The sequence below is a fragment of the Thermodesulfobacteriota bacterium genome (assembly GCA_040753795.1).
GTDB lineage: Bacteria > Desulfobacterota > Desulfobacteria > Desulfobacterales > Desulfosudaceae > JBFMDX01.
Genome location: JBFMDX010000005.1, coordinates 118,817 through 134,718, shown reverse-complemented (window position 1 = coordinate 134,718; position 15,902 = coordinate 118,817). Strand labels below are relative to the sequence as shown.

12 protein-coding genes are annotated in these 15,902 nt (G+C 56.1%); 11 read left to right on the top strand and 1 reads right to left on the bottom strand.

The window, feature by feature from the left end; translation table 11 throughout:
- Positions 1–42 precede the first annotated feature (42 nt).
- From AB1724_08410 to mamK, 11 genes are all read left to right on the top strand, one after another.
- Positions 43–648, top strand: coding sequence for a tyrosine-protein phosphatase (locus tag AB1724_08410; protein MEW6077819.1), 606 nt, complete (start codon positions 43–45; stop codon positions 646–648).
- The gene (locus AB1724_08405; protein ID MEW6077818.1) at positions 635–2,503 is read left to right on the top strand and encodes a sulfatase-like hydrolase/transferase; all 1,869 of its coding nucleotides are present in this window, start codon (positions 635–637) and stop codon (positions 2,501–2,503) included. Before AB1724_08410 ends, AB1724_08405 begins: the two co-directional genes overlap by 14 nt.
- A gap of 187 nt (positions 2,504–2,690) precedes the next feature.
- Positions 2,691–3,482, top strand: a complete 792-nt coding sequence (locus AB1724_08400; GenBank protein MEW6077817.1) for a hypothetical protein — start codon at positions 2,691–2,693, stop codon at positions 3,480–3,482.
- 70 nt (positions 3,483–3,552) lie between these two features.
- Entirely contained in the window at positions 3,553–3,759 is a 207-nt protein-coding gene (locus AB1724_08395; GenBank protein MEW6077816.1) for a hypothetical protein, read from the top strand.
- 29 nt (positions 3,760–3,788) lie between these two features.
- Positions 3,789–4,121 (top strand): DUF3147 family protein, encoded by a 333-nt coding sequence (locus AB1724_08390; protein MEW6077815.1) that lies wholly within the window; start codon positions 3,789–3,791, stop codon positions 4,119–4,121.
- Between the two features lie 42 nt (positions 4,122–4,163).
- A complete protein-coding gene (locus AB1724_08385; GenBank protein ID MEW6077814.1) occupies positions 4,164–4,472 on the top strand; it encodes a GIY-YIG nuclease family protein in 309 nt (102 codons plus the stop codon).
- A gap of 272 nt (positions 4,473–4,744) precedes the next feature.
- A complete protein-coding gene (locus AB1724_08380; GenBank protein ID MEW6077813.1) occupies positions 4,745–8,617 on the top strand; it encodes a tetratricopeptide repeat protein in 3,873 nt (1,290 codons plus the stop codon).
- Between the two features lies 1 nt (position 8,618).
- Positions 8,619–10,994: an ATP-dependent Clp protease ATP-binding subunit gene (locus tag AB1724_08375; GenBank protein ID MEW6077812.1), complete on the top strand. Its 2,376-nt coding sequence runs from the start codon at positions 8,619–8,621 to the stop codon at positions 10,992–10,994.
- 158 nt (positions 10,995–11,152) lie between these two features.
- Positions 11,153–12,850 (top strand): hypothetical protein, encoded by a 1,698-nt coding sequence (locus AB1724_08370; protein MEW6077811.1) that lies wholly within the window; start codon positions 11,153–11,155, stop codon positions 12,848–12,850.
- Between the two features lie 215 nt (positions 12,851–13,065).
- On the top strand, positions 13,066–14,274 hold the full coding sequence (locus tag AB1724_08365; GenBank protein MEW6077810.1) for an N-acetylmuramoyl-L-alanine amidase: 1,209 nt from the start codon (positions 13,066–13,068) through the stop codon (positions 14,272–14,274).
- Positions 14,255–15,274, top strand: a complete 1,020-nt coding sequence (gene mamK / locus AB1724_08360) for a MamK family actin-like protein (protein MEW6077809.1) — start codon at positions 14,255–14,257, stop codon at positions 15,272–15,274. Before AB1724_08365 ends, mamK begins: the two co-directional genes overlap by 20 nt.
- Positions 15,275–15,343: 69 nt before the next feature.
- On the opposite strand, the gene AB1724_08355 is transcribed toward mamK, so the two are convergent.
- Positions 15,344–15,901 carry a hypothetical protein gene (locus tag AB1724_08355; GenBank protein MEW6077808.1) on the bottom strand — a complete coding sequence of 186 codons (558 nt, stop codon included), beginning with the start codon at positions 15,899–15,901 and terminating at the stop codon, positions 15,344–15,346.
- Position 15,902 lies beyond the last annotated feature (1 nt).

The window sequence follows — 15,902 nt, the reverse complement described above, 5'->3', positions numbered from 1 at the left end:
AGCCATATGATGTCTGAAAAAATTTGAAAGTGAGGTACCCAAATGCTTCAATTCATCACCAATCGGAGACAAAAGTTTTATTGGACCGTCATGCTTCTGGCCGCCATGATGGTAATCCTGGGCACTACAATTTATCATCTTGAAACCAGGCCGGAGCATTTTGTCGTTGTTGAGGACGGTGTCCTGTACCGCAGTGCCCTGCTCACGCCGGACAACCTGAACAAGGTTCTGGATCGCTACGGCATAAAAACAGTGGTGGACCTGAGCGCGGAGCATGACCGCAAGCGCAAGGCCCTGCATGAGGAGGAGTCGCGGATCTGCCGGAATAAGGGGGTCGCCTGGATTCCTCTTTCACTGCCGCCGGAAACGCCGCCCGACGACATGCAGATTGCCCGGTGGCTGGATCTGATGAAGAACCCTGGGAATCATCCTGTACTCGTCCACTGCACCCATGGGGTCGTTCGAACGGGTATGATGACAGCCATATATGAAATGGAGTTAAGGGGGACGAATAACCGGCAAACCTTTGCCGGACTTCCCACCTTCGGTCATGACTGGGAGGATAATGTCAGGGAATTCATTCTGAATTATTCACCCCGGTCCACGGCCCGGATAAACATGGAGGAAAAAACCATTGACCCGGTTTAGAAAAAGCATTGTCTTCGCCGGCATTTCGCTGCTGATCTTTTCATGCGCCCGTCTGCTGCTGCTTCTGCTCTATCCGGATACCTTCAGCGAACTTAACCTTCCGCTGACGGCCCTGGCTTTTCTCAACGGGGTCCGGTTCGACCTTTCCATCCTCACGGCAATCTTTATTATCCCGCTTGGCATGATGAACCTGCCCCTGTCGTGGTTCGGAAAAAAATGGTTCGACGCCTGGGCCTGGGCTCTGTTCGCTTTACTGATACCGTCGGTTCTTGTCCTGGCCGGAGATCTAATCTATTTTTCATTCGTTCACCGGCACATCGCCGATGAACTGCTGCTGTTGGGCAACGACTTTGGCTTTATCGTCGGGATGGCCTCCCGGGAATACCTGCCCGGACTGATCGCCTGCCTCACCTTTGCGCTGTTGCTGGGTTGGATCTGGAAACGCGTCCTTTCCGTTGAGGTCAAACGATCCGGACATCTCTTCGTCAATTTTCTGATTCTGGTTGCCGCCAGTCTGCTCTGCCTCCGTGGTTCCGTCGACCGCAAGCCTCTCGGCATCGTGGATGCCTATCGCTCGGGCAACACCGCCTTCGGTACCCTGAGCTTGAACGGCATTTTTTCCGCGGTCCACTCCTCTCTGGAAAGAAAAGCCCTGGATTACCGTTTTTTCGCGGACAACGCGGCTTATGACGCCCTCGGCTTGAAGAACGGCGATTTTCCGATGCTGAAAAGTTTTGAAGGCGCCGGACCCAGCGGCCTGAACCTGGTCTTTGTGCTGCTGGAAAGCTGGGATGTCGCTTTCCTGGACAGTTATGAAGGAAGCGGGCAGGGGATCACGCCCAATTTTGATGCACTCGCGGCGGAAAGCATCAAATTTGAAAATTGTTATGCCACCTGCCAGCGAAGCGTGCAGAGCATACAATCAATCCTGACGGGCATCCCGCCCGTCACCGGCCAGCCCGAGATCGGCTGGGGCCTGGAACAGTCGAACATGACGAAAATCGGAAAGGTCGCGAAGGATCACGGGTATGCAACGATTTTCGTTCAGAGTTCCAGACGCCGGTCCTACCGGCTGGATGCGGTCGCCGGGCATCTCGGGTTTGAACATTATTCCGGTCAGGAGGACATTCCGCTCAAACTGGATTATCCCGAGAAAAATCCCAAGTGGGGCTGGGATTATGAGACGCTGATGTTCTCCCTGGAGGAAATGGACAGCAAAGGCCGGCCCTTCATGGCATTCGTTTTTACCGGTACGACCCACGCCCCTTATGCCGACGCGGGTCAGCGTTTTGTTTTCAGCGGTCAGGCTAAAGACAAGGAGGCCGGCTTCATCAACGCCCTTCATTATGCTGACTGGTCTCTTGGCGAGTTCATGGCGGCGGCGCGCTCGCGCCCCTGGTTTGACCGCACGGTCTTTATTCTTACCGCCGATCATGCCTGGCGGAGCAAGCCCGGCGATGACCCGCGAATGGATTTCCGGATTCCGTTCATCATCTACGCCCCGCGGCTGCTGGAACCGCGAGTCGTTACCGCGGTATGCTCCCATCTGGATTGTCTGCCGACGATGTTCGACCTGCTCGGTTTCAAGGAGCCATACGCGGCAGCCGGCGAAAGCCTCCTGCGAAGGCGGGAGGGATACGCCCTGGTCAAGAAGGGGGATCTGATGGGCATCGTGGCCGGGGAAGGCAGCCTGACCCACAACTTGCAGAACCGGTTGAATGTGCAACGCTTTTCCGAGAACCTGCCGGACGCTTATTTTGACGGCCTGGAAAAAATTCTCATGTCGGCGGCCCAGGTGACGGGCGAGCTGGTCCATGAGAACCGCTGGGCGCCTCCCTATCCGGGCCGGCCGTAATTTCATTCCCCGTAATATGTCATTTATTATCCCGTTTCCGCATGATATATTTTTTTCCAAGGCCTGTGCACATTATCCGGCATATTACCAGCCAGGTAGATGTCGGAAACACTGAGGAAGGCCGCCGGTCATCGAACGGTTGTACGTGAGGGCCTTGCTTCGCGGGTAAAGTGTTTCAGGTGGTCGTATGATGCCATGGATTATGCTTCTTGTTTTGTGCGCGGCGATCTCCGTAACCGCTTATCTGCTCATGCGACTTACGGTGAACAATTATCTGGCCGGACGGTCGTCCGCGGGTCTGTTGCGCCGGGCGATCCATGCCGTGCTTCTGGTTTTAATCTGGCCGCCGGTGGCGGCTTCACCCTGGCTGCTGGCGATTTCCTGGCCGCCGGCCCGGTCTCTGCTGGAATCGAACGGTCTTTTCCCTTTTTATCTGCTGGCCTGTCATGCGGCGGCGGCTTATCCCGCTTATCGATATCTGTACCGGTCGCGGCTGATGGAACTCATGCGGGCCGGAGCGGAGCCGTTGTCTTTCTGGCCGGGGCAGGTGCCGGCGGCGGCAAGCGAAATCCGACGCCGGACGCCCATCCATATTAATGCCGTCCCGGATGACGGCAAGTCACGGCTGCCGCGAATCGAGGCCCTGGTTCGTGAAACCCGGCTGGTTGATTATCTGCCGGTCTGCGGGGAGATCCGGGTTGTCCTGAAAGGCGACGTCCCGGCCGGCACGAGGATTGAAGACGCCTATCCCGTGTGGCTGCCGGCCGCGGTCGCGGCTGTCGGGCCGCTGCCGCCGTTTCCGCACCTGGGCGAGAAAACACAGTGCCCGGAAGGAATTATACGGCTTGATGTCGAATGTGTCAGGCGGCCAAGCGGCGGCATGAGTTCGTATTACGGCTACGAGGGATATTTTTTCAGCCTGCTTGCGAATTTGACGGACGGAATCATTTTCGACGCCCGCGGTGAAAAAGCCGTTTGACGTTATCTCTCACGTTTCATGAATTGCATTAATATATGAATAATGTTGTTTTAAAGAGGGGACAGCATCGATGAACAGCACGGCGACCTTGATGTGGGGCGTGATATTCGGCTCCATCGGCCTGGGCCTTTTCGTTTACGGCAAGAAGCGGAAACTGCTTGTCACGCTTTTCTGCGGCATCGGCTTGATGGTAATCCCTTACTTTATCTCTAACTTGTATCTTCTGGTCTTGTCCGGTCTGGTTATGTCGGTTTTGCCCTTTGTCATTAAAAGATAAGAAGTGGTTCCATCCCGGTGGAGGACGTTATGCCGATTCTGATTAAAACCCTGTTGAGTGTTGCCGTCATCCTGATCGCCACTGCCGTCGGGAAGAAAATGCCTTCCATGGCGGGCCTGATCGGGGTCATGCCCCTGACCGGCGCACTGGTCCTGGTGTGGATGTACCTGGACAATCAGGGCGATCCGCGCATCATGACGGCATTCACCCGGGGAGCATTGTGGGGTATTCTGCCCAGCATCCTTTTTTTTCTGATGGCCTTTGTCTGCTTCAGAAGCCGGCTGTCCCTGCCGGTCGTGCTGGCCGCCAGTTTCGGGGTCTGGCTGGCCGGGGCTTTTGTTCACCAGTGGCTGTTGAAATGAAAAAGAACCGGAATGGCGTTGGCGGTCTTTGAGGTTTTCTATATGTCATGGCACGTTTACATGCTTCGCAACGAACGGAATGCCCTTTATACGGGTGTCGCCATGAATCCCATCGCTCGCTACAATGAGCACCTTGAAGGCGGGAGAAAAGCCGCCAAATACACCCGCTCATCCCGATCACTGGAACTGGTATATTCCGTCGAAGCCGATTCAAAAAGCGCTGCCTATAAAATTGAATCAGCGATCAAGCGGCTGAAGAAAGACCGTAAGGAACGGATCGTCGCCACGCAGCCGGCCTTGTTGGAACTCCAACAGATTCTTTTCCCGAAGCCCGATCCCCGTCATTCATAAAGAGGTGCGCTCTTTATGGCATGGGTTCTCTTTCAAGAAGGCAACCGGTCCGTACAACAGTTCAAAAATCGCAAGCATTAATAAATAGACGAAACCGAAAGCGACGACACGGTGCGGCTCGGAAAGCCAGAAACCGCGGTGCGGAAGATGCAGGTTTGAAACCAGTTCCGCTTGCTTTTTTGTCTTGAAATTATTTACAATCATAGCATTTATGGCAGGGAGGAAAGAAACCGCCGCGCGCCCGCGCGCGGTTTTCGCAAAGGGAGGCCGGGATGAGCAAAACAGAAGTGTCCCGATTGAGCAAAGAAGCCTTGCGGCTTTATAAAGCGGATCAGCACGAAGAAGCGTTGAAACTTTTTGATCAGGCCCTCGGTTATGAAAGAGAGGACGGCGACCTCTGGCTCAACCGGGCCAACTGCCTTTACAAAATGGGGCAGCTTGAGGAGGCGAGAAACAGCTGCGACCGGGCGGTTGACTGCGTGCCGTTTTCCCATAAGGCCTGGTTCTCCAAATCGGTAACCGAAAGAAATTTGAAATGGGAAACGGAAGCCATTGAATCCCTCCAGTTCTGTCTTGCCTCTATTGTCGAACGCGGTAATCCGCTGGTTCAGAAAATACTGGCCGTGCTCGAAGGCTACCGGAAAAAAGGAGCCGAGATCCCCCCGGAGAAAGCCTTTCTTCTTGTCAAGGAAGCTTATTCCCTGGCCGTGGATCAGAAGGATTTTCCGGCCGCCGGCTCTCTTCTGGATAAAGCCCTTGAACTTTCCCCCTCCATATCCAGGGCATGGCAGTTCAAGGCCATGTGCCTGGCCGCCATGAACATGCCGGATCAGGCTCTGGACGCATATGAGAAGGCCATTGACCTGGACGGCCGGAATGCCGTTTACTGGTACAATAAGGCGGTCCTGCACGGCAAGCTGAAGCAATATGACGAGGCCGCCCGGTGTTATGTGAAGTCCCTGGAAATAACCCCCGACTATATGGAATCGCTGAGCAATTATGGCAATCTTCTTGGCCTGCTCAAGCGTCACGAAGAAGCCCTGGAGTGCCTCAATAAAGCGCTGGCGCTGGCGCCGGGTTCCGAAACCCCCTGGTTCAACAAGGGCCTGAACGAGGACGCCCTGAACCGTCCGCAGGCGGCCGCCGACGCCTATATGCGGTTTCTGGAGCTGGCTTCGTCCCGGAACGCCAAACAGGTCGAATACGCCAAAAAACGGATCCAAGAGATTTCCGGCGGGTTCAAACACTCCGGCCTGGAGGCCACCGCTGAAGAAGGGCCGTCTCCGTCCCAACCGGCGTCTCCCCCGCCTCGGGACACCAAACCGGCCGCTGCACCGGATTCCGCTCAGGCCGAGGCCTGGAATCAGAAGGGCATTGCGTTTTTCAACCAGAAAAGCATCCACGAGGCCATCGCCTGTTTTGACAAGGCCATTGCGCTGGGACCGGACTCTTACCGGGCGCTCTTTAACAAAGGCATCGCTCTGGGCGATCTGGGCCGGGAAGAGGAGGCCCTGGAGTGTTACCGGCAAGCCGCGGACATCGATCCCGGCGTCGGCGCCGTGTGGTTGAATCTGGGCGCCGCCTGCTCCAAGCTGGGCCGTCTGGAAGAGGCGGTTTCGGCTTTTGACAGGGCGCTGGAGATCAATCCCGGAGAGGGCCTGGCCTGGTTTAACAAGGGCAAAGTGTTGAGCGATCTCGGACGGAAAGAAGAGGCGGTGGTCAGTTATGAACGGGCACTTAAAATCAATCCCAAGGATATCAATGCGCTGAACAACAAAGGTACCTGTTTGCTGGAACTGGGCAAACTCTACGACGCCCAGGCCTGCTTCGAGCGGGTGACGTCCCTGGACCCCAAACACGCCTTTGCCTGGCACAACGGCGGGGAAGTACTCAACAAGATGAAGCGGTACGGCCTGGCCGTGCCGTATTTTGACAAGGCCCTGGCCGTCAAATCCTTCGCCGCGCCGTGGAACGGAAAAGGCGAGAGCCTGCGGAATATGGGCAAGACCGAGGCGGCCCTGGAGGCGTACCAGAAAGCCGTTGAAATTTTCAAGGGATACGCTGATGCCTGGCACGGGAAGGCGATGTGCGAAGAGACCCTGGGTATGAAACCCGAGATGATTGTTTCCCTGAAGAATTTCCTATCGTCGGTCGCCGCTTCACGCGAAAAATTCAACGGCTTGCCGGAGGATATAGAAAACGCGAGGAAAAAATTGGTTGAGGAAGGGGTCCCCGAGGAAGAGATCAAAACCCTGCAGGAGCCGAAAAAGCCGGCCGTTCCGGCCAGGCCGAAGTTTCCCAAGGACGTGGAACTCCTGGGCCAGAAGTACGAGGTGATCAAGGTTCTGGGCAAGGGCGGATTCGGGGTCGTCTACCATGTCTATTCCCATGACACCGGCGGTTTTTACGCCCTGAAGACCTTCCGGGACGAGTATCTGCAGGATGACCGGACCCGGGCGCTTTTCAAGAAAGAGGCCCAGATCCTGGCGGATATGGAATCTCATCCCTATCTGGTGGAAGATTATTTTATCGATGAAATTTCCGGCCGTACTTACATCGCCATGGAATATGTCGCTCCGGGCGATGACGGGTTCAATACTCTGGAAGGCTGCCTGGCGGTGAAACCCCCCGGTCTCGCCCAGAGCCTTGTCTGGGCGATTCAGTTCTGCCACGGCATGGAGTTCATGGCTTCCCAGGGGATCAGGTGCCACCGTGACATCAAGCCGGCCAACATCATGATCACCCCCCAGAAGACGATCAAGATTTCGGACTTCGGTCTGGCCGGAATTCTGACGTCGCTGGCCCCGGCCCTGGAGCCGGACACGGCGGTCATGCCCGACGGACCGGAGACGGCGGGTATGACCGTCAGGGGCGCGGTTTTCGGAACTCCCACCCACATGCCCCCGGAGCAGTTCATCAGCGCCGCGGACTGTGATGAGCGCAGCGACATATACTCCTTCGGCGTCGTTCTCTACCAGATGGCTTCCCGGGGCGGGCTGCCGTTTTTGGCCGCCCTTCCGCGAACCGGCTCCCCGGAGGCGTTTACCCGTTTCTGGGATGAGATGAAGAATCTCCATGCCGCCGCCCCGGTGCCGGCCGTCGAATCGCCGCTTTTCCCCGTCATCAGCCGCTGCCTGGAGAAAGATCCGGCCCGGCGATACGCGTCCTTTGCCGAGTTGCGCGGGGCGCTGGAACCGATCCTGTTCAATCTGACCGGTGAGACCGTGACCCCGCCCGACCGGGAGGAAATGACGGCGGGCGAATGGCTGAACAAAGGGTTGAGCCTCAAAATGCTCGGCCGGCTCGACGAAGCCCTGGAATGTTATGAGAAAGTCATTGCCATGAAGCCGTCGCCGTCGACGCTTTCCCTGGCCTGGTCCAACAAGGGCAACTGCTTCCATCAGAAGAAGGCTTTTGCGGAATCGCTCAACTGTTATGACCAGGCGATACAAATAAATCCCGGAAACGACAAGGCCTGGACCAACAAGGGATTTTCGCTGCACGCCCTCGGCCGGTTTAAGGAGGCCCTGGACTGTTACGACAAGGCCCTTGAAATCGAGCCCGCCTTTGCCATCCCCTGGAACAACAAGTCCTTTACCTATCTTTCCATGAGGGATTATGATAAAGCCATTCTCTGCGCGGACACGGCCCTCAAATACAACCCGAAGATGGAGGAGTCCTGGATTAACAAGGGGGTCGCTTATTATTCGTCCAATTATTTCAACGAGGCCATCGCCAGTTATCAGAAAGCCCTGGAGATCAATCCCCGGCGGGCCGCTTCTTTATACAATATCGGCCTGGTCATGTATGACCTGAAAAAGTATCCGGAGGCAATCGCTTACCACGACCAGGCCATTGCGATCGAACCCCGCTATGAATACGCCTGGTGCAACAAGGGCAACGCCCTGATCGCCCTGAAGCGGTTTGACGAGGCCACGGCTTGTCTTGACAAGGCCATGGAAATCAATCCCAACTACCCCACGCCCTATTACTTCAAGGGGTTTGCCATGATCAACCTGAAAAAGAAAATCGAAGCCATGAAGTGTTTTAAGGCGTTTTTGAAGCTGACGCCGTCCGGGGCTCTGGTCGAATTCGTCAAGGACGCGGAATACAGACTGATGCAGCTTGAACGCGGGTTGATATGACATGAAGCGGCTTTCTCCCGGAGCAAGCGCGGCCTGGGCCGCGGCGGTCAGCGAAACCGTTTATTCCGGATCGGAATATATCGAAAAAGAGCATCTGTTCATGGCGGTTTTCAGCCTGGACAAAGTGGTCGCCGCCTCTCCCCGGGATCTGAATATCTCCGATGTCGATTACGCGCGACTCAAGGGCGAGTACCAGATCCTTGCAGGCGCGCTGTCCGGCCTCGGCCGGTCCATGGCCGATATCCGCCGCCGGACGCGATCGCTTCAGGGCCGTGGAAAATACGTTCATCCTCCCGGCGCCGTGGTCCACCGGAGCGCGGAATGCAAAGGCGTTTTCCAGTCCGCCGAATCGCATTCCCGGTCCGGAGAAATCACCGCTGTCGATCTGCTGGCCTCCATCCTGGATTCACCGGGGTCCGTCATTACCGCGGCCATCGAAAGCCTGGGGGTATCACCGGCGCAATTCCAATCCCTGATCAACGCCGCCGCGGCAGGTCCTGCCCCCGCCGGCGCCGCCATGCCGGAGGTCCCCGGCGGTCCGGTAAATCCCGCTGTCACCCCGACCCTGGCGCTGTATGGCCGGAATCTGAACGAAGAAGCCGCGGCCGGCCGGCTCGGGCCTTTTATCGGTCGCAGGAAGGAACTGCTTCATATCATCCAGACCCTGGCCCGGTCAAAAAAGAACAACCCGGTGATTGTCGGAGAAGCCGGGGTAGGGAAGACCGCCATCGTCGAAGCCCTGGCAATGAGGATCGTGGAGGGCAAGGACCCGGCTGTATTGTCCGGCAAGCGGATCATCGAACTCAACCTGGGCGCGCTCCAGGCCGGGACAAAGTACCGGGGAGAATTTGAAGAACGGCTGACGAAGATCATCGCCGAGGTCAGAAGCCAGCCCGGCACGATTGTCTTTATCGACGAAATCCACAACATGATCGGCGCCGGCCGGGCCGAAGGGAGCATGGACGCGGCCAATATGTTAAAGCCGGTACTGGCCCGGGGCGAATTTTCCTGCATCGGCGCCACGACCATTGACGAATACCGTCGGCATATTGAACAGGATCCGGCCCTGGCCAGAAGATTTGAAATGGTCCTGATCGAGGAACCGGACCGGAATGAGACCGTTGCCATCCTAAAAGGTATCCGGCCCCGCTGGGAAAAGCATTACGGCGTCACCGTCAGCGACCGGGCGATAGATGCCGCCGTGGACCTGGCCATCCGGTTTGACCCGGATCACCGCCTGCCGGACAAGGCCATCGACCTGGTCGACAAGGCCGGCGCCAGGGCGAAGATCCCGGTTTTGAGCATGATCCCGGGCGCCGCGAGAGGCCTGCCCGACGAGACTTCGGGAGGCGTCGTCGACAAGACGGCCGTGGCGCAGGTCTTGTCCGACAAGACCGGCATCCCCCTGGAGATCATCGCCGGCCATGAGGGCCGGTCCGGCGGTGCCAGGATACTGGACCTGAAAAAGCACCTCGGACGACGAATCATCGGGCAGAAAGATGCCGTCCGCCGGATTTGCGAAAAACTCAAGATCGCCTATTCCGGTATTACCCGCCGGAAGGGATCGGTGGCTGTTTTCCTTTTCCTTGGTCCCACCGGCGTGGGCAAAACCGAGACCGCCAGAGCCCTGGCTGAATTCCTGTTCGGCCGGCCGGACGCAATGATCCGCCTGGACATGTCGGAGTTCATGGAAGAGCATTCGGCGGCCAAACTGATCGGGTCTCCCCCGGGATATATCGGCTATGAAGAGGAGGGGCAGCTCACCGGCCGGCTGCGGACCCGACCGTTCTCCATTGTTCTGATTGACGAGGTGGAAAAGGCCCATCCCCGGATCTTTGACTTGTTCCTCCAGGTATTTGACGACGGCCGCATCACCGATTCAAAGGGACGGACCGTGGACGCAAAAAACGCCATTTTTATCATGACCTCCAACCTGGCCGTCACCACCGGCGGGGACAACGCGGTGGGCTTCGTTTCTCGGGTGGCGGACACGGCGGCCCCCTCGACCGCCGACCTGATGGAATCCCTGTCGGGATTTTTTCGCAAGGAATTCGTCAACCGCATTGACGAGATCATTCTCTTCAATCCCCTGGACGAGGCCGCCGTCGGCAAAATCGCCCAGATGATCTGCCTGGATATCCTGTCCGGCCTGAGGGAAAAATACGGCGTTACCCTGAAGATTTCAAAAGAGGCCTTCGGCCAGATGGTCAACCGGGGGTTCAGCCCGGAATTCGGGGCGCGGGAGCTCAAACGAACCATCGATCAGATGCTTCAGGCGCCTCTTGCCGCCATGGCCCTGGATGGAAAGTTCGCGGAGCGGAAAGTCTGGAGGGCCCGTGTTGAAGCTGACCGCATAGCGATCGTGCCGGTCCGTTAATTTTTTTCATCCAAGATAACAAAAGCTGTTAGCCGATCGCCCGGGTGGACAGTGCCCGGATTCTTTTTACTTTCGGGAGAGGAAATCCCGGATAGCCAGTGTAAGAAAAAGGTGCTATAATTTTTTTTAAAATATATTTTTTGTTAGGAGAAAGTCTCATGCGCCCAAAAAAAACGGAACGAAAACGTCTGTTGAAGTCTGCCGGATATTATGTTCTGACCGCTGCCCTGCTGATAACCCTGTCCGCCTGCGATTGGGATGACAGCGATAGCGACAAAAGAACCATGCGGGCGGCACCCAATCCCTTTCTTTCATCCTCCCTGTACGGCATCACCCATTTTGACTCATCCCAGAGTGATTCCACCCCCTATGGCCCTCCGGCCGGAACTTTTACCGTGGATCCTGAACAGCAGCCCATTTCCTGGGGCGGCCCGGTGAATATCATTACCCTGGCAGCCGTTGATCCCGACTACATGTGGGGGGTCGGAACGGATCACGTGGCCTATGTGCGTATGGATGATGAACGCTGGAACACGGTCGCGTTTCTGGACGCGCCCGCGTACATGGATCCGACGCTTGGCCCGGTTTCAGAGGAAACGCAGCGGGATTTCGGCCAGATGGATCCGGCCGGCATGACCATCGATGAAATGGACGTCTACCTTGTCGAGAACTTCGGTACCAATTATTTATTCCGTCTTTTTAACGGCGCATATTCCGTGGTGGACCGTGACAACGTGCTGTACGCCAATTTCGGCTTCGGTATCTACGCCTTCGGCCTGCGTGATTTTCGGGATCCATCCCGGGGGATTGAAGTGTTGAGGCAGATCGACAATGCCGCCGACATCCAGGAAGCGGCCGGGTTCATGCCGCCGGATTCCATCCGCCTGTTCGGGCTGACCCTGACTTATGACGGTTATCTGATTGTTAATTTCAACAACGGAATTGCCGTAATCGATCGCGACTTCGACCTTTCGACCGCCCGCTTTTATCCCTTCGGACTGGACGAAAGCACTACCAATTCCATTGCCGTGGATGAGGATAACGGTATTTACGTCGCCTCCAATAAAATAATGCGGAAGCTGGTCTGGACCGGCGACAGGATTTCCGACCTGGAAGCCGACGGCGCCTGGTCGAGTCCCTATGACGCACCTGAAGATGCCGTGCCGCCCATCGTCAAATTCGGTACGGGCACCGGCTCCACCCCGACCCTCATGGGATTCGGAAGCGATTCCGATAAACTGGTCGTCATTACCGACGGATCCAGGCGGATGAAACTGGTGGCCTTCTGGCGCGACGCCATCCCGGCGGATTTTGTCCAGCGGCCGGATACCGCTTCACGGAGAATCGCCGGGCAAATGGAGGTGACCTGCGGATTCGCCGCTGCTCCGGACTGGATCCAGTCGGAACAGTCGGTCGTGGTTGATGGCTACGGCGCCTTTGTGGTCAACAACATTCCGGAAAATGCGGAGGATTCGGAAATCGCCGGTACCAATAAACTGCTGGCGGTGTCCCTGATGGGACCGGCTTATGACACCTGTTACGGAGTAGAGCGGTTTCGCTGGGACACGGATGAAGACCGGTGGGTTTCAGTCTGGTCCCGGCCTGACGTGTCTTCCACCAGCATGATTCCCGTCCATAGCCGGTCGCAGCACCTGGCCGTCGTGAACGGATATACCCCGGAAAGAGGGTGGGAAGTCACCGGTCTTGACTGGGACAGCGGCGCCACGGTGCATCAGACGATTTTCGGTCGTCAGAATTTTGGTAACGGCGCCTATGCCATTTTACAGTACCTGAAAAACGGTGATCTGGTCTTTAATTCCATCGTCGGCCCGTTCCGGGTGAGTTATGTCAATTAGATTTCATGCCCGGACCGGTACGATGTCGCTTGACCGTGATAGTTGATAGCCAAGGGCGACCGTATTACAATCTGGCGTTAGCCAACCCGTCGTGACGGGATGAATTCTGTGTGCAGTCCGGTCATTTCCCGGGGACTTTTGACAGGGAAAACGGTTTGGCCATAAACTATATAAAATAATTGTGTTTTTTATCTTTTTTGTTATAATCCATAACCATGATGTCGTCATTATTAAGAAACAGGGAATCAAGGCTGAAAGAAGGCATCCTTAAAGGGGTGTATGAGGATAATCTCCGGATCATCGGCAAGGGTTCTTACCGGAGAAGGAAACCATCCGACTACCCCTATCGGAAAATGCTGATTCTTCTGCTCCTTCTGCTGACCGCCTATGTCGTTCAGGGGAGCTTTTCGCATCTGGCGGTCGCTCCGGCACGATACCCTGCCGAAAGTATCGCCGCTTCGCCGAAGAAACTTCAGCCGACCTCGACCGGGATGGGCCATGTGACGGAAAATCCGCCTGAAACGGATTTTAACGGGACTCCTCCCGATAGAGGTGGGCTTGTTGCGCCGGCCGCCAGGGAAGGCAATTCGTCCGAAAGCATCGCGCCGCTGCTCGTTCAGACGGTCATGCCGGATTCGCCCTTTCCGTCGGAGAGTCTGGTCAAGCCGTCGGATTTCAACGGCCTTCTGGAAAGGGGCAATATCCCGTTAAGCCGAATGTTCGGCCTGGGAGTTAAAACCATCATGATCGATCCCGGGCACGGCGGTGACGATCCCGGAACGATCGGAAGCCTCGGTACAAAAGAAAAGGACATTACCCTTGACATCGCCAGAAGACTGAAGGAGCGGCTGGAGAAACACGAGGGATATAACATTTTAATGACCCGTGAGGATGACGCGACCCTGCCCCTTCAGCGGCGAGTGTATACGGCCCGGGAGAGCAGGGCCGATCTGTTTGTATCGATTCACATCAATTATCTGCCGAAAAAACCGATCAATATTATCGAGACTTACTATTTCGGCCCGTCTTCCGATCCGAAAATCATGCGGCTGGCGGAAAAGGAAAATGTCGGATCGGAATATGCCTTGAGCGACTTCAAACAGATGATCGAGAAAATCGGCGATACGTTAAAACTCCAGGAATCCAGAAACCTGGCCACCTCCATTCAGAAGGAGTTGTTTGTATCCAGCCGCCGGCAGAACAGTCACATTTATAATTATGGCGTGAAAAGGGCGCCGTTTGTGGTGCTTCTGGGGGTCGACGTCCCTTCGGTCCTCACCGAAGTTTCCTGCATGAGCAACCGGGAGGAAGAGGTGCAGCTGAACACCGAAGCTCACCGGGAAAATATCGCCAGTTATCTTGAAAAGGGAATACTTGATTATTTGGATAAAGGAGATTTCATTTATGAAGCCAAAAGACAATGAGCAGATCCTGTTTGTGGGTATCGACCTCGGAACATCGCGCAGTTCCATCTCCGCCAGCAATGGTACGCGGGAATGGGTTCAGAGCTTTGTCGGCTGGCCCAAGGATTTTATCGCCCAGCAGGTCGTGGGCAAGCCGGTCATGTTCGGCGCGGAAGCGCTCCAGCACCGCCTTTCCCTTGATCTGTTCCGGCCGCTGCAGCACGGCGTCATCAAGGAAGGCATCGAGCGGAGCGAAGAGGCGGTCAAGGAGATCATCAAGCATCTGATCAGCCTGGCGGGACCCGAGACCGGCCGGAAGATCTTCGCGGTGGTCGGCGTGCCCGCCGATACACTGAAAGTCAACAAGCTCGCCATCCGCAAAGCGGTGGCGGATTTCGCCCATTCGATGATGGTGGTGTCCGAGCCGTTTGCCGTCGCCTATGGAATGGGGCTGCTGAATAACGCCATGGTCATTGATATCGGAGCCGGCACTACGGATTTCTGCATCATGCACGGGACCATCCCTTCTGAAGAGGATCAGAAAACAATTCTGACCGCCGGCGACTACATCGACGATCAGCTGTTCAGTTACCTGAATGAAAAATTTTCCAACTCGAAGTTCAACAAGAACATGGTCAGGGAATTCAAGGAGCAGTTCAGCTTCGTGCGGGAGATCCCGGAGGAGATCCGGGTGGAACTGCCCGTGGACGGAAAACCGGTGATGCATGACATCAAGAATGAGGTCAGACGGGCCTGTGAAAGCATTATGCCGGCCCTGATGGAGACCACCACCGAGATGATCGCGCGATTTGATCCCGAGTTCCAGGTCAAGATCAAGAATAATATTGTTCTGGCCGGGGGCGGAAGCCTGATCCGGGGGATCAAGGAATACGTCCAGGATGCCCTCAAGGAATACGGCCCCTGCAACGTGAAATGCGTGGAGGACCCGTTGTTTGCCGGGTCCGACGGCGCTTTGAAGCTGGCCCAGGATATGCCCGAAAAATACTGGGAACAACTCTAGCCCGATTTTTTCTGAATTTTCGCATTCGTTTTCCGGACCTGCCGCTTCAGCAAGGTCCGGGAAACGGATTTATTCCGACAAATATGTCGAGAAAAAAGGTTTCATTCCTTCCAGGAACTTTTCAACCTGTAACTCCACCGATTCCGCGAAGGCATCAAGCAGAATCAGGCCGTTGACGGCGGCGTCAGATTCCGCCACCGCGCGTATGCGATTGGCCTGGTGGATTTTCCTGAACGTGTCGGGGAGTTGATCCAGATCCCAGTCCGGCGGCAGATTCATCGAGCGGCGCAAATACTGGGCGATGAGATACATTCCGATGAATCGGAATCCGGTATGTTCCTTATTCGCCAAGGGCACATGAAAATAGGCCATGAGCCGCAGCTTCATCATGATGGGACAGTCGGAGAACGTCAGCAGGAGCCCGATCAGCGATCGGGTGGCCCTTTGCAGGGGGACATCGGATTCCATTTTCATGTCGTTGAGATAACAGGTCAGATGGACATTTTCGAAGGAAACCCGTTGACCCAGAAAATCGATGACGGGTTTGATGGCCACCGCCGCCGGACATAACTTTCCCGCCCCGGGAGGGATTCTGGCGTCTATCCCATGGCGCCGGGAAATGATCATT

Coding starts and splice junctions, on each gene's coding strand:
- AB1724_08410 (MEW6077819.1), top strand. CDS start 43: ATGCTTCAATTCATCACCAATCGGAGACAAAAGTTTTATTGGACCGTC.
- AB1724_08400 (MEW6077817.1), top strand. CDS start 2,691: ATGATGCCATGGATTATGCTTCTTGTTTTGTGCGCGGCGATCTCCGTA.
- AB1724_08395 (MEW6077816.1), top strand. CDS start 3,553: ATGAACAGCACGGCGACCTTGATGTGGGGCGTGATATTCGGCTCCATC.
- AB1724_08390 (MEW6077815.1), top strand. CDS start 3,789: ATGCCGATTCTGATTAAAACCCTGTTGAGTGTTGCCGTCATCCTGATC.
- AB1724_08385 (MEW6077814.1), top strand. CDS start 4,164: ATGTCATGGCACGTTTACATGCTTCGCAACGAACGGAATGCCCTTTAT.
- AB1724_08380 (MEW6077813.1), top strand. CDS start 4,745: ATGAGCAAAACAGAAGTGTCCCGATTGAGCAAAGAAGCCTTGCGGCTT.
- AB1724_08375 (MEW6077812.1), top strand. CDS start 8,619: ATGAAGCGGCTTTCTCCCGGAGCAAGCGCGGCCTGGGCCGCGGCGGTC.
- AB1724_08370 (MEW6077811.1), top strand. CDS start 11,153: ATGCGCCCAAAAAAAACGGAACGAAAACGTCTGTTGAAGTCTGCCGGA.
- AB1724_08365 (MEW6077810.1), top strand. CDS start 13,066: ATGATGTCGTCATTATTAAGAAACAGGGAATCAAGGCTGAAAGAAGGC.
- mamK (MEW6077809.1), top strand. CDS start 14,255: ATGAAGCCAAAAGACAATGAGCAGATCCTGTTTGTGGGTATCGACCTC.
- AB1724_08355 (MEW6077808.1), bottom strand. CDS start 15,901: ATGATCATTTCCCGGCGCCATGGGATAGACGCCAGAATCCCTCCCGGG.